Origin of the sequence: Maribacter sp. PR1 (assembly GCF_028464145.1) — a bacterium.
Classification (GTDB): domain Bacteria; phylum Bacteroidota; class Bacteroidia; order Flavobacteriales; family Flavobacteriaceae; genus Maribacter.
The window spans coordinates 369,568-391,366 of sequence record NZ_JAQPCG010000001.1; the positions used below are offsets into that span (position 1 = coordinate 369,568).

The 21,799-nt window shown below is 38.2% G+C and carries 19 protein-coding genes and 1 tRNA gene; 9 read left to right on the forward strand and 11 right to left on the reverse strand.

Annotated elements, in window-relative coordinates; genetic code table 11:
- Window positions 1-225: 225 nt before the first annotated feature.
- The gene (gene rpsB / locus PP182_RS01660; protein WP_272649587.1) at window positions 226-1,362 is read left to right on the forward strand and encodes a 30S ribosomal protein S2; all 1,137 of its coding nucleotides are present in this window, start codon (window positions 226-228) and stop codon (window positions 1,360-1,362) included.
- A gap of 62 nt (window positions 1,363-1,424) precedes the next feature.
- Window positions 1,425-2,249 carry a translation elongation factor Ts gene (gene tsf / locus PP182_RS01665; protein ID WP_272649588.1) on the forward strand — a complete coding sequence of 275 codons (825 nt, stop codon included), beginning with the start codon at window positions 1,425-1,427 and terminating at the stop codon, window positions 2,247-2,249.
- 79 nt (window positions 2,250-2,328) lie between these two features.
- On the opposite strand, the gene PP182_RS01670 is transcribed toward tsf, so the two are convergent.
- A complete protein-coding gene (locus PP182_RS01670) occupies window positions 2,329-4,197 on the reverse strand; it encodes a M61 family metallopeptidase (protein ID WP_272649589.1) in 1,869 nt (622 codons plus the stop codon).
- Between the two features lie 166 nt (window positions 4,198-4,363).
- Between PP182_RS01670 and pyrH the strand changes: the two genes are divergently transcribed.
- The 6 genes from pyrH to PP182_RS01700 all read left to right on the forward strand — a co-directional run bounded on the left by pyrH (window position 4,364) and on the right by PP182_RS01700 (window position 11,878).
- Window positions 4,364-5,071, forward strand: a complete 708-nt coding sequence (gene pyrH, locus PP182_RS01675) for a UMP kinase (RefSeq protein WP_272649590.1) — start codon at window positions 4,364-4,366, stop codon at window positions 5,069-5,071.
- Window positions 5,072-5,110: 39 nt separating this feature from the next.
- Window positions 5,111-5,665, forward strand: a complete 555-nt coding sequence (gene frr / locus PP182_RS01680) for a ribosome recycling factor (RefSeq protein ID WP_272649591.1) — start codon at window positions 5,111-5,113, stop codon at window positions 5,663-5,665.
- Between the two features lie 125 nt (window positions 5,666-5,790).
- On the forward strand, window positions 5,791-8,178 hold the full coding sequence (locus PP182_RS01685) for an efflux RND transporter permease subunit (RefSeq protein WP_272649592.1): 2,388 nt from the start codon (window positions 5,791-5,793) through the stop codon (window positions 8,176-8,178).
- Between the two features lie 165 nt (window positions 8,179-8,343).
- Complete coding sequence (gene asnS / locus PP182_RS01690; RefSeq protein ID WP_272649593.1) at window positions 8,344-9,777, forward strand: asparagine--tRNA ligase; 1,434 nt, start codon at window positions 8,344-8,346, stop codon at window positions 9,775-9,777.
- A 38-nt stretch (window positions 9,778-9,815) separates the two neighbouring features.
- Window positions 9,816-11,273 carry an RNA polymerase factor sigma-54 gene (rpoN, locus tag PP182_RS01695; protein WP_272649594.1) on the forward strand — a complete coding sequence of 486 codons (1,458 nt, stop codon included), beginning with the start codon at window positions 9,816-9,818 and terminating at the stop codon, window positions 11,271-11,273.
- Window positions 11,273-11,878 (forward strand): hypothetical protein, encoded by a 606-nt coding sequence (locus tag PP182_RS01700; protein WP_272649595.1) that lies wholly within the window; start codon window positions 11,273-11,275, stop codon window positions 11,876-11,878. Before rpoN ends, PP182_RS01700 begins: the two co-directional genes overlap by 1 nt.
- Here PP182_RS01700 and PP182_RS01705 read toward each other — a convergent pair.
- The 8 genes from PP182_RS01705 to PP182_RS01740 all read right to left on the reverse strand — a co-directional run bounded on the left by PP182_RS01705 (window position 11,873) and on the right by PP182_RS01740 (window position 17,023).
- Window positions 11,873-12,559 carry a porin family protein gene (locus PP182_RS01705; protein WP_272649596.1) on the reverse strand — a complete coding sequence of 229 codons (687 nt, stop codon included), beginning with the start codon at window positions 12,557-12,559 and terminating at the stop codon, window positions 11,873-11,875. The genes PP182_RS01700 and PP182_RS01705 overlap by 6 nt on opposite strands.
- Window positions 12,560-12,632: 73 nt before the next feature.
- The gene (locus PP182_RS01710) at window positions 12,633-13,115 is read right to left on the reverse strand and encodes an ExbD/TolR family protein (protein WP_272649597.1); all 483 of its coding nucleotides are present in this window, start codon (window positions 13,113-13,115) and stop codon (window positions 12,633-12,635) included.
- A 19-nt stretch (window positions 13,116-13,134) separates the two neighbouring features.
- Window positions 13,135-13,755 carry an ExbD/TolR family protein gene (locus tag PP182_RS01715; RefSeq protein ID WP_272649598.1) on the reverse strand — a complete coding sequence of 207 codons (621 nt, stop codon included), beginning with the start codon at window positions 13,753-13,755 and terminating at the stop codon, window positions 13,135-13,137.
- A gap of 9 nt (window positions 13,756-13,764) precedes the next feature.
- Window positions 13,765-14,196, reverse strand: coding sequence for a hypothetical protein (locus PP182_RS01720; protein ID WP_272649599.1), 432 nt, complete (start codon window positions 14,194-14,196; stop codon window positions 13,765-13,767).
- Between the two features lie 27 nt (window positions 14,197-14,223).
- Window positions 14,224-14,973, reverse strand: a complete 750-nt coding sequence (locus PP182_RS01725; protein WP_272649600.1) for a MotA/TolQ/ExbB proton channel family protein — start codon at window positions 14,971-14,973, stop codon at window positions 14,224-14,226.
- A 77-nt stretch (window positions 14,974-15,050) separates the two neighbouring features.
- Window positions 15,051-15,138, reverse strand: a tRNA-Ser gene (locus PP182_RS01730).
- Window positions 15,139-15,208: 70 nt separating this feature from the next.
- Window positions 15,209-16,240, reverse strand: a complete 1,032-nt coding sequence (locus tag PP182_RS01735) for an asparaginase (RefSeq protein WP_272649601.1) — start codon at window positions 16,238-16,240, stop codon at window positions 15,209-15,211.
- A gap of 15 nt (window positions 16,241-16,255) precedes the next feature.
- Window positions 16,256-17,023, reverse strand: coding sequence for a TatD family hydrolase (locus PP182_RS01740; RefSeq protein ID WP_272649602.1), 768 nt, complete (start codon window positions 17,021-17,023; stop codon window positions 16,256-16,258).
- Between the two features lie 81 nt (window positions 17,024-17,104).
- Here PP182_RS01740 and PP182_RS01745 point away from each other — a divergent pair, with 81 nt between their 5' ends.
- Complete coding sequence (locus PP182_RS01745; protein ID WP_272649603.1) at window positions 17,105-17,566, forward strand: retropepsin-like aspartic protease family protein; 462 nt, start codon at window positions 17,105-17,107, stop codon at window positions 17,564-17,566.
- Between the two features lie 33 nt (window positions 17,567-17,599).
- On the opposite strand, the gene odhB is transcribed toward PP182_RS01745, so the two are convergent.
- Window positions 17,600-18,877, reverse strand: coding sequence for a 2-oxoglutarate dehydrogenase complex dihydrolipoyllysine-residue succinyltransferase (gene odhB, locus PP182_RS01750; RefSeq protein WP_272649604.1), 1,278 nt, complete (start codon window positions 18,875-18,877; stop codon window positions 17,600-17,602).
- 21 nt (window positions 18,878-18,898) lie between these two features.
- Window positions 18,899-21,703 carry a 2-oxoglutarate dehydrogenase E1 component gene (locus PP182_RS01755; protein ID WP_272649605.1) on the reverse strand — a complete coding sequence of 935 codons (2,805 nt, stop codon included), beginning with the start codon at window positions 21,701-21,703 and terminating at the stop codon, window positions 18,899-18,901.
- Window positions 21,704-21,799 lie beyond the last annotated feature (96 nt).

Genomic DNA, 21,799 nt, shown 5'->3' on the forward strand with positions numbered 1-21,799 from the left:
ATCCGTCTCATGGCGGATGCTTATTTATATTTATTTTTTCCGGTGCAATTCCGGTATATTTTCTAACAAGTTCATTGAAAGTCCAATTATAATGGACACTTAAAAATCCTTTTCTATTGTATAGTGAAAGGTAAATTAGTTTAGCATCTAAATGATGGAGGCTTTTCGTTTTTCGAAATACCACTTTGTCATTGCTAATTCAAAAGAACGTAAACTAAATTTAAAATGGCGAAAGTCGAAGTAAAACAATTATTAGAAGCAGGTGTGCATTTTGGCCACCTAACCAGAAAGTGGAATCCAAACATGGCTCCTTATATCTACATGGAGCGTAATGGTATTCACGTAATCAATCTTTACAAAACAGTTGCAAAAATGGACGAGGCGAACGAAGCCTTGAGCAAAATTGCTGCATCTGGAAGAAAAATTCTTTTTGTTGCCACTAAAAAACAGGCAAAGGATATCGTTGCCGAAAAGGCATCGAACGTAAACATGCCATACATTACAGAAAGATGGCCTGGAGGAATGTTGACCAACTTCGTAACTATCCGTAAAGCCGTTAAGAAAATGGCTTCCATTGATAGGATGAAGAAGGATGGAACATTCAATACCTTATCCAAAAAAGAACGTCTACAAGTAGATCGTTTAAGAGCGAAGTTGGAAAAGAACTTAGGTTCTATTTCTGAAATGACTCGTTTGCCAGGTGCTTTATTCATCGTTGATACCATGAGAGAGCACATCGCTGTAAAAGAAGCTCAAAAATTGAACATTCCAATTTTTGCCATGGTCGACACCAACTCTGACCCAAGAGATGTTGATTACTTAATACCATCCAATGACGATGCCTCTAAATCCATTGATATAATTATGACCCAAGTAACGGATGCCGTTGCAGAAGGTCTTGCAGAGCGTAAATCTGAAAAATCCGAGGCAACAGAAGGTAAAAAAGAAAAAGCTCCTAAAAAGAAAGAAACTTTAGATAAGCCAGAACCAACTCCTGCAAAAGTTGATACAAAGCCAACACCTGTAGTAGACAAAGTTCCAAACGTAACCGTTGACGTTGAGGCTACTAAGGAAGCTGTTAAAGAAGATAAGAAAGCTGATTCTGCCGATTCAGATGATTTAACCAAGATAGAAGGCGTTGGTCCAAAGGCCGCTGAAGCACTTTCTAACGGCGGTTTAAATACTTTTGCTAAAGTTGCAAAAGCTGATGCCGACAAAATGAAGGAAATCTTGACGGAGGCCAGTTCTAGAATGGCTCATTTAGATCCTACTTCTTGGCCAAAACAAGCTAAAATGGCCGCTGACGGTAAATGGGACGAGCTTAAGGAATGGCAAGACAGTGTTAAAGGAGGTGTTGAATAATACATCACTTCAAGAATAATTAAATTAAACCTCCCTGCTACAGGGAACAAAAAATATAGAAAATGGCAAAGATTACAGCCGCAGAAGTAAATAAATTAAGAAAGACTACCGGTGCTGGAATGATGGATTGCAAAAAAGCCTTGGTTGAGGCTGATGGTGATTTTGAAAAAGCAATCGAAATTCTACGTAAAAAAGGTCAGAAAGTTGCCGCAAAAAGAGCGGACAGAGATTCCTCCGAAGGTGCTGCAATCGCAAAAGTAAATGACGACAACACTAGTGGCGTTATCATTTCCCTTAATTGTGAAACAGACTTCGTTGCCAAGAATGATACGTTTGTCACTTTGGCCAATGAATTGGCGGACTTAGCCCTAGGGTATGACAGTAAGGATTCCTTTTTAGCTGCCGACTTTAACGGAATGTCCGTTCAGGATAAACTAACCGAGCAAACCGGTGTTATTGGTGAGAAAATTGAAATAGGTGGTTTTGAGAAGTTGAACGCGCCATTCGTTGGATCTTACATCCATGCCGGTAACAAAATTGCTGTTTTAACTGGTTTATCCGCTGCAGTAGATGGTGCTGAGACAGCTGCAAAGGATGTTGCTATGCAGGCAGCTGCAATGAATCCTGTGGCCTTAAATGAAGACGGAGTAGATCAATCTGTTATCGATAAAGAAATTGAGATTGCCAAAGATCAACTACGCCAAGAAGGAAAACCTGAAGCCATGCTAGATAATATCGCTAAAGGTAAATTGAAAAGATTCTTTAAGGACAATACATTGGTAAATCAAGATTTTATCAAGGACAGCAAACAAAGTGTTGCGCAATATGTTAAGTCCGTAGATTCAGAATTGGAAGTAACAGGATTTAAAAGAGTTGCTTTAGGATAATTCTAACTCAATTTTATACTATAAAAAATGCCAAGTAAGTATTACTTGGCATTTTTATTTTTTTACAAGACGACAAAGGCTAATTTTTTAACCAATCATCCCTCAGGTTAGTAACTGCTTCGGACACGTTTTCAAGTGGAGTTATCTTATTAACCTCAATTGTAGGTCTTCCCACCGGGCCTTCAATTTCCATAACTATACCATCGCGTATAATCTCCATTTTAATTAAGGTATCGGGGCTCCATGCAAAACTCTGTCCTATAATGGGTCTCATCGTTTCCAAATTTATATCCACTCCATTTATACTTTTGATTACATCACCGCCTTGTAACTTCAAACTCGTAAAAAAGCTATTTAAGTCAATTCCTTCTCGAACAAATATGGCATTTTCATTATCTTGGTCAACATCGATAAAAGGTATCTCGCCCTGTAAAAAATAACCTGTTTGCTCCTCTACTTTTTTCATGGTCAAACCTACCTTCTCCAAAAAGGCCTCATAATCAATTGGTGTATCTCCAATTACATGCTGATCAAAAAAGCTCCTGACCTCAGGGTACGTCAAGTCCACTATTTCATCTATTAACTCTTCATCGTTAAAGGGCGAATCCACCCCATATTTTTTGGACAACTCTTTCATTAACCAAAGAACCCCCTTTTCACCCTTGCTTTTTTCCCTAATCAAGATATCCAGAGCCATATTGATCAACGCCCCTTTTTCATAAACATTGGCATAATTGCTTTCATAGGGCTGCTCCAATATGTTCTCGCTCATAATAGTAAAGGACATAGCATCGTCATAACCTTTAGCGTTACCTATTTTCTTCCTCATACGTTCAAAAAACTCTTCTTCGTTAATCAAACCTTCGTGGACTTGAAACAGATTTGCAAAATACTCTGTAGTCCCTTCATACATCCACAAATGCTGTGACATTTTTGGGGCATTAAAATCAAAATAATGAATCTCCTTGGAATGAACGGATAAGGGAGTGACTATATGAAAAAACTCATGGGAAACCACATCAACCATTGCTTGCTCCAACCTTTCCTTTGGTAACGCCTCTGGCAATACCACAACCGTAGAGGTATGGTGTTCCAAAGCCCCAAAACCAGTAGCATCCGTATCTTCCAAAGTTGAGAGGTAAAGCAAAATATTATATTCGGTAGTCGAATCTATATCTCCTAAAAAAGCTTTCTGCGCACTCATCATGCTCAGCATTCGCTCTCTTAAATCAGAGGCCTTATATATTCCATTAGGAGAATACACACTCAAGGTAACCTCAATACTACCTACTTCAAAAGACTCTTGGTTTGGCTTTGTGTAAAAAATTGGATTGTCTATGACCTCAAAGTATCTATTTGCCATAAATACATCTTCATTATTCACGGTCTCCAAAGCTGCTTTTGACAATGAAGTAGCCGCTTTAAGGTCTTCTGGCCTTAGTATAGTCAGCTGATAAGGGATTTCCTTAAACCCATCAAAATAACCGACAAATCCATGTAGATTAAGCATATAATTTGAGCCTTTCAATATATTGGTCCCTGCTGGAGAAAAAACAGCTTCTCCAACCTCATTTTCAGTATCATAAGTATCGTTCACTCGATAACTTATCTTGTCCAAATCCTTTGCCTTCGAAATACTCCATGTATTTATATCCGGTTTTTCAACTTCCATGATGTTTCCAGAATAATCATAGGCTACAAATTCCTCAACATATTTTCCGTAGTCATCACTACTATACGTACCTGGAACTGTTTTAGGTATCCTAAAAGAAACCATATCTGCTCTAAACGCCCCGGGATCAATTAGTACATTCACTTTGTCATCCGCTATATTGACCAAATTTAAATTTACGAGCACTGGGGTTTTATCTATAGCAATCAACTGCTTTGTAGAGCCACAGCTGTAAAAAAGTAAGGCCGTAGTTATGTATAAAAAAATCTTTTTCATTTATCTCTTAGTTATGTATTGAACTTAAACAATAAACTCCGCAAGGATATCAAAAATAAAAATGAATGACCTAAGAATTAGTAAATAATTAAGTTTTGGGAGCACATATTTGTCTTTGTCCTCCATAGAATTTTTTCATTATTTTTGCTTTGAAATAAATAAAACGATGCAATACAAACGGATTCTTTTAAAACTTAGCGGTGAGGCCTTAATGGGGGATAAACAATATGGAATAGACCCCAAAAGATTGGATGAATATGCCGATGAGATTAAAAAAGTTGTTGATAAAGGAATCCAAGTGGCTATCGTAATCGGAGGAGGTAATATTTTTCGAGGTCTAGCAGGTGCCGCTACCGGCATGGATCGGGTGCAAGGCGACCATATGGGCATGCTTGCTACTGTAATAAATGGATTAGCACTGCAAAGTGCATTAGAAATGAAGAACGTACAAACACGTTTACAATCGGCCATTAAAATCAATGAGGTTGCCGAACCTTTCATTCGTAGAAGGGCGATGAGACATTTGGAGAAAGGAAGAGTTGTGATATTTGGGGGAGGCACTGGAAACCCATACTTTACAACGGATTCTGCCGCGGTTTTACGTGCCATTGAAATCGAGGCCGATGTTATCCTTAAAGGAACCCGAGTAGATGGAATCTATACCTCCGATCCGGAAAAGGATAAAAATGCCACAAAATTTGACACCATTTCTTTTCAAGATGTGCTTCAAAGAGGGCTTAAAGTTATGGATACGACGGCGTTTACCCTTAGCCAAGAAAACGAACTCCCCATTGTTGTTTTTGATATGAACAAAAAAGGAAACCTATTGAAAATAGTGGACGGAGAGGCCATAGGAACCACCGTAAACATGTGATTTTGGTATAATTTATGCTCTTGAATACAAAATATTGATATGAACGAAGAAATACAATTTATTTTAGACTCCACTAAAGAAGCTATGGACGCTGCCATAACACACTTGGAGAAAGCATTTGTTAAAATTAGGGCTGGGAAAGCCAGTCCTGCTATGCTTTCATCCGTAATGGTGGAATACTATGGCTCCCAAACACCTCTTTCCCAGGTAGCAAACATAAATACACCGGATGGTAGAACTATATCCGTACAACCTTGGGAAAAGGGAATGCTTCCTGAAATTGAAAAAGCCATTATGAATTCCAATTTAGGATTCAATCCTATGAACAATGGTGATTTAGTTATTATCAACGTTCCACCCTTAACAGAGGAGCGTAGGATCCAATTGACAAAACAAGCAAAGGCCGAAGCCGAACACGCCAAAGTCGGGGTTAGAAGCGCTAGGCAAGATGCAAACAAGGAAATAAAGGATTTGGAAGTTTCCGAGGACCTAGAAAATAATGCAACTGCTGACGTACAAGAACTTACCGATAAATATGTAAAGAAAATAGATGACTTCCTAAGCGCTAAAGAAGCTGAAATCATGAAGGTTTAATTACTTTTACATAATATTTAAAAGAGCGGCCTTATAGGGCTGCTTTTTTGTGCACTATTTTCTTTAATTACAATTTAGGTACAATTATACACATTGGTTACCTTTGCACTCTGCTAAAATAGAGTATGGTTGCTAAAATTACCAAAGGATTTTGGGCCAGAACGGCCAGAATAATACTAAGGAACAGAATTCTTATTTTATTACTGGTAGCTGGAATGACAGTCTTTCTTGCATTGCAATGGGAAAACATGCGCTTCTCAAGCTCTCAAGCAAACCTTTTACCAGATTACCACCCTGTTAACATTGAATACCAGAAGTTCTTAGGTCAATTTGGAGAAGAAGGGAATGCCGTGGTTTTTGCCATTAGGGACTCAGCTTTGTTCACAGTTTCCAATTTTAACCGTTGGAACAAATTAAGCAAACAATTGGGAGCTTTCCCAGAGGTAGATTTCGTGCTTTCAACCGATAACCTACAGGAGCTTACAAAAGATAACGAGTTACAGAAATTTGTAATGCGTCCACTAATAAAAACTACGCCCGAGTCATCGGCTCAGGTGGATAGTATTACCCAACATTTGTTTAACGACCTACCTTTTTACGAAAATTTAATTTACAATAAGGAATCCAAAACCGTTAGAACGGTTATGTATTTGGATAAGGATATTGTAAACACAAGCGTTAGAAAAGATTTCATATTAAAGGACCTAAGCCATTTAATTGAAAGGTTTGAAGAGGAAACAAACTTAGATGTTCATATTTCAGGAATGCCCTATGTACGGACTATGAACTCCCAGAATATTATAGACGAAATTGGAAAGTTTATATTGGCCGCCTTAGGTGTAACTTCAATAATTTTTTTCTTTTTCTTTAGAAGTTTTAGGGCAACTTTTATCTCCATGTGTGTGGTCATTATTGGAGTTATGTGGGCCTTCGGTATTCTTGGGCTACTCCAATACGAGATAACTGTTCTAACCGCTTTAATTCCTCCTCTTATTATTGTAATCGGTATTCCAAATTGTATTTTTTTAATTAATAAATACCAACAAGAAGTTAAAAAACACGGAAACCAAGCGCTCTCTCTACAACGTGTCATCTCCAAAATTGGTAATGCCACTTTAATGACTAACATTACAACGGCATCGGGTTTTGCTACTTTTATTATTACAGACAGTAAGCTCTTAAAAGAATTTGGTATCGTGGCTTCAATCAATATCATTGGGATTTTTATATTATCCCTTTTGATTATTCCTATTGTTTATAGCTTTCTCTCACTTCCTAAAACCAGACACTTAAAACATCTAAACAAAAAATGGATAGACGCTTTTGTGAATTGGATGGAGAATATAGTCCGAAACAAAAGAATAGCCGTTTACATAGTTTCTATCTGTTTATTGGTGGTTAGTATAATCGGGATCTATCAAATAGACATCTCAGGAAGTCCAATAGAGGATATGCCCAAGAAAGCAGAATTTTTTGAGGATATCCGATTTTTCGAAAATGAATTTGATGGAATAATGCCCGTGGAAATAGTTGTGGACACTAAAAATCCAAGGGGCGTGATGAAAACAGCCACTTTAAAAAGAATGGATCGTTTGGGTGAGGTTATTGAAGAAATTCCAGAATTGTCCCCTCCCCTTTCCGTTGTTAATCTGGTTAAATATTCCAAACAAGCATTTTATAGTGGTATCCCTAAATATTATCAGCTACCCACTAGCCAAGAAAATACGTTTATTATGGACGTGGCCAGAAAGTCCTCAAATGATAGTAACCTACTGAAAAACTTTGTCGACAGTACTGGACAGGTGGCCAGAATGACAACCTATATGCGGGATGTAAAAACAAGCCGCATGGAACAAATTGAGGAAAGACTACTTGAAAACATCAACAAAATTTTCCCAGAAGAACGATATACTGTTTATATGACAGGTAGCGCCCTTTTATTCCTAAAAGGGACCAAATACTTGGTTAAAAACCTCATAATGTCCCTTGCGCTTGCTATTGGTCTTATTGCGCTGTTTATGGCATATCTCTTCCGATCATTTAGAATGATTATCATATCTCTAATCCCTAATCTACTTCCATTGATTGTAACTGCAGGGATTATGGGGTTTATAGGAGTTCCTATAAAACCTTCTACCATTTTGGTCTTTAGTATAGCCTTCGGTATTTCTGTTGACGATACGATTCACTTTTTGGCAAAATATAGACAGGAGCTGGATTCCAAAAAATGGCAGATTAAAAAATCGGTTTACGCCGCCTTAAGGGAAACTGGTGTTAGCATGTTCTATACCTCTATTGTTTTATTCTTTGGATTCTCCGTGTTCGTTATTTCAAATTTTGGCGGAACTGTTGCCTTAGGCGCATTGGTTTCCGCAACACTATTATTTGCCATGTTGGCCAATCTAATTTTGCTTCCATCTTTGTTGTTATCTCTTGAGAAAAGTATAGCCAACAAAAAAACATTAAAAGAGCCTCAAATAGATATCTTGCCCCAGGACGAGGAAAACGATTAGTCGAAAAATTTTGGAAATATCCAAGGGATTTTTTTTCAGCCAAGGTAGGCCCAATAAAATTTAAATCTACCGCATTGGGTAAAACTTGAGCTTTTAAAATTAGGTTTCATTCATTCTTTTGGGCCAAAAACCTATCTTTGGCTTTTAATTTTCAATTGATTTATAATGCGATCAGTAAGCATCAAAGAACTACTTACAGGAAAGGAAGTATTACAGGAGATAATCATTAATGGATGGGTAAAAACCTTTAGAAGCAATCGATTTATCGCCCTCAATGATGGCTCCACTCTTAATAACATCCAGTGTGTTGTAGATTTTGAAAAAATCGATGATACTATTTTAAAACAAATAAATACAGGTGCTGCTTTAAGAATTTCAGGCACCTTGGTAGAAAGTCTGGGTAAAGGACAAAGTTATGAGATCCAGGTAAAAGACATATTCGTTCATGGTGGGGCAGATCCTGAGGTTTATCCTATCCAGCCCAAGAAACATTCCTTGGAATTCTTAAGGGAAAAGGCTCACTTACGTGTTAGGACCAATACCTTTTCGGCTGTAATGCGTGTGAGGTCAGCATTGTCTTTTGCAATTCATCAATATTTTAGAAATAATGGATTCTATTATTTCCATGCACCAATTATTACCGGTTCTGATGCCGAGGGAGCCGGGGAGATGTTTCGTGTTACTACGCTTGACGAAAAGAAACCTCCCTTAGACGAACAAGGGGAGGTCAACTTTAAGGAAGATTTTTTTGGCAAGGAAACCAATCTTACGGTTTCCGGGCAATTGGAAGCTGAGGCATACGCTATGGCTTTGGGCAAAGTTTATACTTTTGGACCTACTTTTAGAGCGGAAAACTCGAATACTTCGCGCCATTTGGCAGAATTCTGGATGATTGAGCCCGAAATGGCCTTCTTCGATTTGGACGCCAATATGGATTTGGCAGAAGATTTCATCAAGGAGGTTCTTAAATATGTACTTGAAAATTGTGAGGATGACCTTTTGTTTTTGGAGAAACGATTATTGGACGAAGAAAAAACAAAACCTCAAGCTGAAAGAAGTGAGATGCCGCTTATTGAAAAATTGAAATTTATAACCGATAATAACTTTAAACGGGTCACCTATACCGAGGCCATTGAAATTTTAAGAAACAGCAAACCGAACAAAAAGAAAAAATTTCAATATCCCATAAATGAATGGGGTGCAGATCTCCAAAGCGAACACGAAAGATACTTGGTGGAAAAGCATTTTAAATGTCCTGTAATCCTTTTCGATTATCCGGCAAAAATCAAGGCTTTTTATATGCGATTGAACGAAGATGGAAAAACGGTACGTGCTATGGATATACTTTTTCCAGGGATAGGTGAAATTGTTGGTGGTTCTCAGCGTGAAGAACGGTTGGACGTCCTTACCAAAAAAATGGACGCATTGAATATTCCCGAGGAAGAACTTTGGTGGTATTTAGATCTTAGAAAATTCGGTACTGCCGTGCACAGTGGTTTTGGATTGGGCTTTGAACGACTTGTACTTTTCGCTACGGGAATGGGGAATATTAGGGATGTTATTCCTTTCCCAAGAACACCCCAAAATGCTGAATTTTAAGGGTATTTCGTTATTTTTATAAATAGCAGCAGAATAAAATGTTAAAACAGCACTTACAATTTAAACTTTCTCAGAAGTTATCTCCTCAACAGATTCAGTTGATGAAGTTGATTCAACTTCCTACACAGGCATTTGAACAACGTCTTAAACAGGAATTAGAGGAGAATCCTGCATTGGAAAGTGGTAAGGAGGAATTGGAAGATACTTCTGATGAGTATGATGACGTTTATGATAATGAATCGGATAGTGAAACCATTTCCGCTGAGGATATTAATATAGATGATTATTTGAGCGATGATGAGGTACCGGATTACAGAACCCAATCCAACAATTATAGTGCTGACGATGACGAGAAAAGTGTTCCCTATGCTTCTGGAACTACATTCAATCAGTATCTTATAAATCAATTAAATACAGTATATCTAAGTGATGAAGAATGGGCGATAGCAGAATTCTTGGTAGGTAGCGTAGATGAAAGCGGATATATTCGTAGACCCATTTCCGATATTTTAGATGATTTGGCTTTTACTCAAAATGTCTTTACAGACGAGGAAACCATAAAAAAAGTACTCTCCATTGTGCAAGAATTGGATCCACCAGGTGTCGCTGCCAGATCCTTGGAAGAATGTTTAATTATTCAATTAGAAAGAAAAGAATTAAATCCTAGTATTGAATTGGCTATTTCCATTCTTAAAAAGTCATTTGAGCAGTTTACGAAAAAACATTACAAGAAACTTACTCAAAAACACAACGTAACGGAAGAGGAGCTTAAGGAGGCTATTTCAGAAATTGAGAAATTGAATCCAAAGCCAGGGGGTTCCTATTCCGGCAATAATAGGATAATAGAGCATGTAGTTCCAGATTTTTCCATACGAATAGTCGAAGGTGAGCTGGAACTGAGTTTAAACGGTCGAAATGCACCGGAACTTCATGTATCCAGAGAATATAGTAATATGCTCAAAGGGTATAAGGAATCCAAGGATAAAACCAAGTCCCAAAAGGATACGGTCATGTTCATAAAACAAAAATTGGATGCAGCTAAATGGTTTATTGACGCTATAAGACAACGTCAACAGACCCTGTTCATTACCATGAACACTATTATGCACTACCAAGAGGAATATTTCTTAACAGGAGACGAACGCAATCTACGCCCAATGATCTTGAAAGATATTGCCGATGAAATTGATATGGACGTTAGTACCGTTTCTAGGGTTGCCAATAGTAAGTATGTGGACACACCTTACGGGACTAAATTGATTAAGGAATATTTTTCCGAGTCCATGAAAAACGAACAAGGTGAGGATGTATCGACAAGGGAGATAAAAAAAATATTGGAAACGGTTATCAAAAACGAAGAAAAAAGAAAACCTTTGACCGACGACAAGCTTGCCGCTATTTTAAAAGAAAAGGGATATCCTATTGCTCGGCGTACCGTTGCCAAATATCGAGAGCAATTGGCAATACCCGTTGCACGATTGAGAAAAGAGATTTAATGAAGTTTTTGTTTCAGGTAATATCCTATATTTTTCATCCTATTTTTGCTCCGATCGCTGGGACCGTTGCCTATTTTTTAACAACACCGAAGTATAGCCCTTTGGATTTACAGAGTGGCAATATTCTCCCTATTTTTATCCTCACGGTCATCATTCCTATTATTGCTTATTTAATTCTGAGAAATCTGGGAGCTGCAGATACAATTTTCCTAAATTCCGTATCAGAGAGAAAATACCCCTTAATAATTCATATCATATTATTGGTTTTAATACTCATTAAAGTAATCCCTAATAATTATATCACTGAACTGTATTTTTACTTCGTAGGTCTACTAGGCGCGGCTATTTCATGCTTATTTCTCCTATACTTCAACTTTAAAACGAGCTTACACGTTGTTGGAGTGGCAGGTATACTCATGTATCTCATTAACTTAAGCATTCATTTCGAAATAAACATTATCATAGCTATTGGTTTAATGACGCTTATTATTGGACTTGTAGCATCCTCGAGGTTATACTTAAGGGCACATTCCAAGCTTGAAATTTTAGCAGGTATATGTATAGGCCTTTTATCCCAGTTACTTACCGTTAAGTTTTGGTTATAGGATATAAAAAATTAATCCCACCCTTAGGGGTCTAAAACCAAGTTGTTCCCCACTGATTTGAGCCTGATCATCAAATAAATCGCTCAATGCATAATATATATGCACATTAAAGGTATTGTACCCAAAATTAAAAGTTGGACCATACTGGAAATTACTGATATCCGTATTAAAAAATCCATCCTTGAAATCACTGGTAACCAGTTTAGATCTAGCACCTATAATATATCCAAACTTGAATCCCGTATAAACGCGCCAAAATTTATATTCTGTTGGTGTAGAATTTCTCCATCTAAACTCTATGGGAAACTCAATTAAATGAGTTTCTAACTTACTTCGTTTTAAATTGGATATACCGCTAATATCATAAGAAAAACCATCTGAGATTTCCCTAACTATCAAATTTGAGTAATAGGTATTCAAGGCAAGTCCAAATCCTACCCCCAAAGCCCTAGTACCAGAATTGTTCAAAGGGATATCCTTGATTAAACCTGCTTGTAATCCATAGGACAAGTTCCTTTGCTTTAAATCGTCCGGTTTATTCCCAATAAAATTATAGGTAATTCCTATATAAAATTGATCTTCAAAATACCGTTGGTTAAATAGACTATCAGTAGAGGACTTAACCTGGGAATACGTAGAATAGCTCCCCAAAGAAATTAAGATAAAAAAGATGTATCTCATGGAGATAAAGTTAAACAAATAAAAAACGCTTCAAATAAATTTGAAGCGTTTTAAAAGTTTGAAAAATTATTGTTTATTGAAGGTTTCTAAAAGCATCACCTTCATACGTTGTATAATTTACTTTCAATGCATTTACCTTGCGTAACTCCTGCTTAATATCGGAAATAAGTCCCATATTGGCATTCTTATCCACCTTTAAAGCTGTGGTTAATACATTCTGTAGCTCTTGGGGCTTTTTAGCCCTCTCCATCAAAATGTAATCACCTACTTCTGAAGGTCTGGCAAATTTATCGTTTAATTGTATTTGTGGCTCTTTACCGTATACTCTTTCATATTCCTTAGTTGGTTTCCCAACATAGATATAAATTACCCTATCCTTTTTCTCAAGTTTTTTAACCTCGTTCGCATTAGGTAAAACATTTTCCACTTTTAAGGAACTATCCTTCATAACGGTAACCGTCATAAAGAAGAACAAAAGCATAAATACAATGTCCGGGAGCGATGCCGTCGATACAGCAGGTGTTTCCCCATCTTTTTTCTTTGCAAATTTTGACATAGTGTTTTATTTAATGTTCTTAATTAGAAGTCGTCTCAGCCTCGGACAATTTTTGAGGAAACAAATCTTGGATTCTTTTCACTTTCTCCTTAAGCTCCTCCTTTACCTCATCAGAAGTCTCTGGATTAAGATATTCAGCTTCCATATCCACAAAATCCTTTCCATAAAGTCTTTGAGCTTCTCTATCTCTCAAGTCATTGTAGGCACCTACCAGCTCATTCTGAACGGTAATGTAAGTCGAGTACTTGGTCTCCCTATCATTTTTAAGGGAAATAATAGCCTTGGATGGACTATCAGATGACGAAGCATCTCTGGTCCCTTGACAATAGCTACAATAGTCCGGACTTCCTTGTGGAGCTCCTCCATTATCCAGGAAAGCCATTGCTTTGTCTCTCAGCTGTGTAATCTCAATCAATTCATCGTCCGCCAATAACTGACCATTTTTATTAATGTTAACCTGAAAGATATTTTTCTGCTTAATTACAACATCTTCCTCTGGCGGTTCAATTGGTGGCAACATACGATCTAATCCTGCATCCGTTTCAATGGTTGTTGTTACCAAGAAAAAGATGAGCAGTAGAAACGCTATGTCCGCCATGGAACCTGCATTTACTTCTGGTGCTCCTGCTCTTCTAGCCATAATATTTTTTTATTTACCAAATAGTTTCTTAATCCCGGGAATGACCATCAAAACAACAGCTACCGCCGTCAATATGAAGAAAACATTCAGGCCCATTCCAATTTTTTTCACTGTAGACTCACTAGACATGGACATATATTCAGGAGCAACATCAGTACTACTGGATAACACGTAGGAAATACCTACGACTATGGCCAAACCTACCAAAACAAACAATGTTTTTTTAAGGCCTTGGGGATTAGAAAACATATTCTTTAATGTGAACAATAGTGCGGCTACCACAGCAATTCCCAAAAGAATATATGTGATGATGAACATAAAGTTCATTGCACCGTTTTGGGCCGCCTCCCCTGCTGGCATTTCGCTATCCGGCAACATGTACCAAAGCACAGCGCTCAGCAAGCCGACGACAATCAATGCTATTTTTATTATTTTTTGCATAATAATCTTGGGTATTTAAAGTGGAACTTATTTTTTGTGGTCTACCAACATGTCGATTAAGATAATCGAAGAGTCCTCCATATCATTTACGATACTATCGATTTTCGCGATAATATAGTTGTAAAAAATTTGAAGTATGATAGCCGTAATAAGACCAAATACCGTAGTTAATAAGGCTACCTGGATATCCCCTGCAATAAGAGAGGCACTCAAGTTACCAACAGCCGCAATCTTTTGGAAGGCCTGAATCATACCGATTACCGTTCCCATGAAACCAAGCATTGGAGCAATAGCGATAAATAAAGACAACCAAGAAACATTTTTCTCTAATTGTCCCATTTGCACACCACCATAGGCAACAACTGCTTTTTCGGCAGACTCGACACTTTCTGTAGCTCTATCCAAACCTTGATAATATATAGAAGCAACAGGTCCTTTAGTATTTCTACAAACTTCTTTTGCAGCTTCTATACCGCCTGAAGCCAAAGCATCTTCTACTTGCTGCTTCAATTTGGCAGTATTGGTACTGGCCATATTCAAATAAATAATTCTTTCGATTGCAACAGCTAAACCAAGAATCAAACATAAAAGTACAATCCCCATGAAGCTTGCACCCCCTTGGATAAACTGCTCTTTCAATACTTGGGTAAATCCTTTATCCGCCTCAGGAGCTGCATCTTGAACTAGCAAAGCTACTGCCGCTACATTTGCACTTACCATATTTGTACCTGCTACAAACGCCCCAGCTACAGCTAGGCTTGGAAATAATTTTTTCATTTTTTCAAACTTAAATTAGTTAGTTAATAGGGTTAAAGATAAAAAAAAAACAATATAAAAAAAGTAAAACTTACTTGCAGAGAGGAAGGGATTCGAACCCTCGATACACTTTTGGTGTATACACACTTTCCAGGCGTGCGCCTTCGACCACTCGGCCACCTCTCTAGTTTAGCCTTTTTAAAGGTTGGGCAAATAACAAAAAAAATATTAGACAATAAAATTATAGCAGTTAATTTTAGCGCATTTCTCCGCGCAAAGAAGTCTCGAAAACAGTTTTAAAGTGTTTGCTGGACACTCCGCTGCCGAGCATGTACATCGCCTTTGAAATGGCCGCCTCCGTGGTAATATCCTTACCATTAACAACTTGCATTTTTTTTAAATGTGAACTTGTTTCATATTTTCCCATGATTACACTACCCCCAGAACATTGGGTCACATTAATAACATGCAAACCTCGTTCAATGGATTTTTTTAAACAATCCAAAAACCATTCCGCGGTTGGCCCGTTTCCAGAACCATAGGTTTCCAATATCAACGCCTTTAAACCTTTTGTTTGTAATACACTTTCTAAAACTGACCGATTAATTCCAGGAAAAAGTTTTAGCAAAGCCACGTTTTCATCCATTTTTTTATGGACTTTTAGGTTTTTGTTCCTTTTCACGGGTAGTAAATATTCAAAAAAAACATTTAAATGAACCCCAGATTCGGCCAAATGTGGATAATTAAGGGACGCAAAAGCCCTAAAATTCTCTGCATTTATTTTGGTGGTCCTGTTTCCCCGATAGAGTTTGTACTCAAAATACAGACCTACCTCCCTTATCACGGGCAAGCCTTTTGCACTTAGTGCCGCAATTTGAATGGAGGTAATAAGATTTTCCTTGGCATCTGTTCGTAAATCCCCTATGGGCAATTGTGAACCCGTAAGAATTACTGGTTTATCTAAATTTTCCAACAAAAAACTAAGCGCAGATGCCGTGTAGCTCATAGTATCACTTCCGTGTAAAACTACAAAACCGTCATAATCAAGATAGTTTTCTTCAATAATTGTGGCAATTTTTATCCATTCCCTAGGGTTCATATTGGAAGAATCTATGGGATTCTCAAAGGAGATAGACTCTATGGAACAATCTAATTGATTCAGCTCCGGCACATGTTTTAATAGCTTATTGAAATTAAAAGATCTTAAGGCCCCGGTATCATAGTCTTTAACCATACCTATGGTTCCCCCTGTATACAACAACAAAATATTTCTTTGTTCGGCACTCATATTTTTACGTAATCTTTATACCCCGAAAACTTCTTTTGAATTTTCAGTAGTAATTTGGGCAACTTCGTTTACATTCATATCGTATAGAGAGGCTACTTTGTTCAATACGTTGACCACATAGGAACTTTCATTCCGCTTTCCTCTATATGGAGCAGGAGCTAAATAGGGTGAGTCTGTCTCCAATACGATATTACCTAAATCTATTTGATTTAAAAAAGTATCTATCTTACCATTTTTAAAGGTAACCACTCCGCCTATACCAAGCTTCAAATTATAGGAAATTGCTCTTTTAGCTTGCTCCAGGTTTCCAGTAAAACAATGAAATATACCTCGAAGCCCATCGCCTTTCTGTTCCTCCAAAATTGCGAACACCTCATCAAAAGCATCTCTACAGTGTATTACGATGGGAAGGTCGAGACTTTTTGCCAATTTAATTTGACTACGAAAAGCATCTTGTTGTTGGGTAAAAAAGCTTTTATCCCAATATAAGTCGATACCTATTTCGCCGATTGCATAATATTGATGTTCTTTGACCAATTGCTGAATATGACCCAACTCCTCTTTATAATTCTCCTTTACATGAGTAGGATGCAATCCTGTCATTAAAAATATATTTTCTGGATAACTCTTTTTCAAATCCAACATACTATCCGTATACGTTGAGTCTATAGCTGGAATAAAAAATCGGGTTACCCCTTCGTCAAGTGCTCTTTTTATGACCTGTCTTCTATCCTCATTAAACGCTTCACTATATAAATGTGTATGGGTATCTGTAATAATCATGGCACAAAAATAGGTTTATCTTTGGCTTTTATTGCCATTCATGAACTTACAATTTAGAATTATAGTCTTAACCTAGGATGTATGAGCTCACTTAAGAAGTTATTAAAGAAAAAAGGATACCACAGAATTCCGTTAACCCTAACCAATACCAATCACCTGGAAATCACTGCGACCATAAACAATAAAAAAGGAAGATTTATTTTGGATACGGGGGCATCCAATACCTGTATCGGATTCGATAGAATTGACTATTTCAATCTTAAGTCAAAGGCTTCGAAAATTAAAGCGGCGGGTGCGGGCGCCACGGATATGGAAACTTTAACTTCCAGTAAGAATACTATAGAAATAGCGAAATGGACCCACAAAAAATTGAAGATTGTACTATTTGACTTAATCCATGTCAACACAGCATTGATTGCGCATGATGCCGAACCTGTCGATGGAATTATCGGGGCGGATGTACTAAATAAGGCCAAAGCCGTTATAGATTATAAAAACAAGGTGCTATATTTAAAATTAAAGAAAAAGAAAAAGCACCGGTAAACCGGTGCTTTTATACTTTGACTAAAACTCAAATTACATTTCCAGGGCTTTCTTAACATCATTGTCCATTAACAACTCTTCGGGACTTTCCAAGGCTTCCTTGATAGCCACCAAGAAACCAACCGATTCCTTACCATCTATAATTCTATGATCGTAAGATAAAGCAACATACATAACCGGGGCAATCGCGATTGCACCATCCCTAGCAACAGGTCGTTCCACAATATTGTGCATTCCCAAAATAGCACTTTGAGGAGGATTGATAATGGGAGTTGACAACATAGAACCAAAAACCCCACCATTGGTAATGGTAAAAGTTCCTCCTGTCATTTCATCAACGGTAATCTCCCCTTCCCTAGCTCGGATTGCCAGTCTTTTGACTTCCGACTCAACTCCTCTAAAAGATAGATTTTCTGCATTTCTAATCACTGGTACCATAAGCCCCTTAGGTCCGGATACAGCAATACTGATATCACAAAAATCGTAAGAAATCATTTCCTTACCATCTATCATTGAATTTACAGATGGATACAATTCCAATGCTCTAACCACAGCCTTGGTAAAAAAAGACATAAAGCCTAAGCTCACACCGTGTCTCTCCTTAAAGTCTTCTTTATACTGCTTTCTCAATTCAAAAATAGCTGACATATCCACCTCGTTAAAGGTTGTCAACATCGCTGTTTCGTTCTTAGCGGAAACCAAACGCTCCGCTACTTTTCTTCTCAACATTGAAAGTTTGGAACGACTTTCCCCTCGGTTTCCTCCAGTAACTGGGGAGCCCATTGATGGCTTGGCCTCCATGGCGTCAGATTTGGTAATTCTACCATCACGTCCCGTACCAGAAACACTAGATGCATCAACCCCTTTTTCACTAAGAATTTTCTTTGCGGCTGGAGAAGCTACACCCGAAGCATAGGTTTCTTTTGCTTGTTTAGGCTGAGGGGCCTTCTCGCTATCCTCTTTTTTTTCTTTTTGAGCTTTTTGCTCATCTAAATCCTTTTCCGCATTACTGGAAGAACCTTCATCTCCTCCTGAGGAAGAACTGGCCGCTTCGCTTGCTCCGCCCGGCTTTTCAGCACTGGTGTCAATTAGACAGACAATTGCACCTACGTCTACGGCATCCCCTACTTCGGCCTTTAAAGTAATTGTTCCACTTGCCTCTGCTGGCAGCTCCAAAGTTGCCTTGTCTGAATCAACTTCTGCAATCGCCTGGTCTTTCTCAACATAGTCACCATCCTCGACCAACCATTCGGCTATTTCAACTTCGGTTATAGATTCCCCCGGTGAGGGAACTTTCATTTCTAGAATCATTCTTTCTATAATTTGATATTCTTAATTCTTACTCTTTGGTTTTGACATGTTGTCCTTGGTCTTATCAAAAACGTAGTCAATTACCTGCTGGTGTCTAGCCTTTGACCTAACCGCACTACCTGCTGCGGGAGCCGCATAAAATCTTCTTGAAGCTACCCTAAATTTGTTTACATCGCTAAAATGCATTAGTAAATGACTCCAAGCCCCCATATTTCTTGGTTCTTCCTGTGCCCAAACTAGGTCATCCGCATTTTTGTATTTTGATATAATATCCTTCATTTGCTTGTCTGGCAATGGAAATAACTGTTCTATACGAACCAGGGCCACATCCTCCCTATTCAGCTCTTCTTTAACCGCAAGTAAATCATAATAGAACTTACCAGTACAAAAAACCAAAGTTTTCACTTTCTTGACATCTGCTTGGGCATCATCTATAACCTCCTGAAAACTTCCTGCGGCCAACTCTTCAACCGAAGAGACTGCCTTCGGATGCCTAAGCAAGCTCTTAGGTGTAAAGATAATAAGTGGTTTTCTAAAATTCGCCTTCATCTGTCGCCTAAGGATGTGAAACATTTGTGCAGGCGTGGTTACATCCGCAATGTACATATTGTCCCGAGCGCAAAGCTGCAAGTACCTTTCCATTCTAGCAGAGGAATGTTCCGCACCCTGACCCTCATAGCCATGTGGTAAAAGCATAACCAATCCATTCTGTAATTTCCATTTATCCTCGGCAGCTGAAATATACTGGTCTATCATTATCTGCGCCCCATTACTAAAGTCGCCAAACTGGGCCTCCCAGATGGTCAACGTATTGGGACTTGCCATCGCATAGCCATAGTCGAAACCAACGACTCCATATTCCGAAAGTAAGGAGTTATAGATTTGGAACCTTCCCTGTTCTTTAGAGATATTATTCAATAAAAGGATTTCCTCTTCACTCTCCTCCACTTTCATGACGGCATGACGGTGAGAAAATGTTCCTCTTTCGACATCTTGACCGGACATACGCACACCAAATCCTTCATCAAGTAAGGTACCGTAAGCCAATAATTCGCCCATGGCCCAATCCAAAGTGTCCGTTTCAAAGAACATCTTCTTACGATCTTTTACCAATTTCTCAACCTTACGCAAAAACTTTTTTCCTTTTGGAAGCTCGGTAATTACCTTGGCTATTTTGGTCAACTTATCTTTGTCGTATTTGGTGTCCACAGGGTCCATCATCTCCCACTCGCGAACATTTTCAAAACCTTTCCACTCGTCCGACATGAATGGAGTAACCACGGTTTTATCCTCTTTCCTGGAATCCTCCAATTTTATTTCTAGGGAATCCTTATACTGCTTTTCAAGTTCCGCTACGTACCCTTCATCGATTACCCCTTCTTGAATCAAGCGTTCCGCATAAATATCTCTGGGGTTCTTATGTTTGGAAATTGCTTTATACAATTTAGGCTGTGTAAATCTTGGCTCATCTCCTTCATTATGCCCATACTTTCTATAACCCAATAAATCGATAAACACATCTCTATCAAACTGCATTCTATACTCCAGCGCAAATAATGCGGCATGAACAACAGCCTCTGCATCATCAGCATTCACATGCAGCACAGGGCTTAAGGTAACCTTACCAACGTCAGTACAATACGTGGAGCTTCTGGCGTCTAAATAATTGGTAGTAAAGCCAATTTGGTTGTTTACCACGATATGTATGGTACCCCCTGTTTTATATCCGTCTAAATTGGCCATTTGAACAACCTCGTAAACTAATCCTTGTCCCGCAATCGCAGCATCTCCATGGACCACAATGGGTAAAACTTTAGAAAAATCATCCTGATAGTGAGCATCTTGTTTTGCCCTGGCAATACCTTCCACAACGGCTCCCACTGTTTCCAAGTGAGATGGATTGGGGGCAATGTTCATACGTATCTTGTTCCCATTGTCCGACATTCTATCCGAAGTCCAACCCAAATGATATTTTACATCGCCATCAAAAATTTCCTGCTCATAATCCTTACCATCGAATTCACTAAAAATATCCTTTGCGGATTTTCCGAAAATATTGGTAAGGACGTTTAATCTCCCCCTATGGGCCATACCCATAATAAATTGCTTCACGCCCAATTCAGCGGCACGCTCTACAATTACGTCTAAAGCAGGAATCAAAGATTCATTTCCTTCTAGCGAAAATCGTTTTTGGCCTACATATTTGGTATGTAAAAACCCTTCAAAGGAAACGGCCTGATTGAGTTTTTTAAGTATGTGTTTTTTTCTTTCCGGATCGAACTTTGGATGGTTGTCATTAACGTTAATCCAGTTTTGAATCCATTTTATGCGTTCCGGCTTACGAATGTACATATACTCCACTCCGATGGCGTCACAATATATACTGGTGAGATGTGTAATGATTTCCCGCAAGGGGCTTGGACCAATTCCAATAATATCTCCCGCATTGAAAACCGTATCCAAATCAGAATCGTTCAATCCAAAGTTTTCAATTGAAAGCGTAGGCTCGTACTGTCTTCTTTCACGTACGGGATTCGTTTTTGTAAATAAGTGTCCTCTGCTCCTATAACCATCTATGAGCCGAATAACCTGAAATTCCTTTTGAAGGGATTCTGGCATTTCCACCTGATTCCCGTTAATCATAACGGTCGTGCGATTTTCCGGGTCAATATCCAGTTCGTCCAACGAACTTTCTATACCAAAATCAAATCCCTGAAAAAAGGCCCGCCAACTTGGCTCAATACTATCTGGATTGGTTAAATACTTATCATATAACTCGGAGAAATAAGAGGTATGAACAGCATTCAAAAAGGAATATTTATCCATGAATTACTTTCTGTATCTTTAGAAGAAATTTGAACAAAAATACAACATTTACTACATCTAACGGAATGTTGGAGTGTAATATTGAAAAAAAGTAAT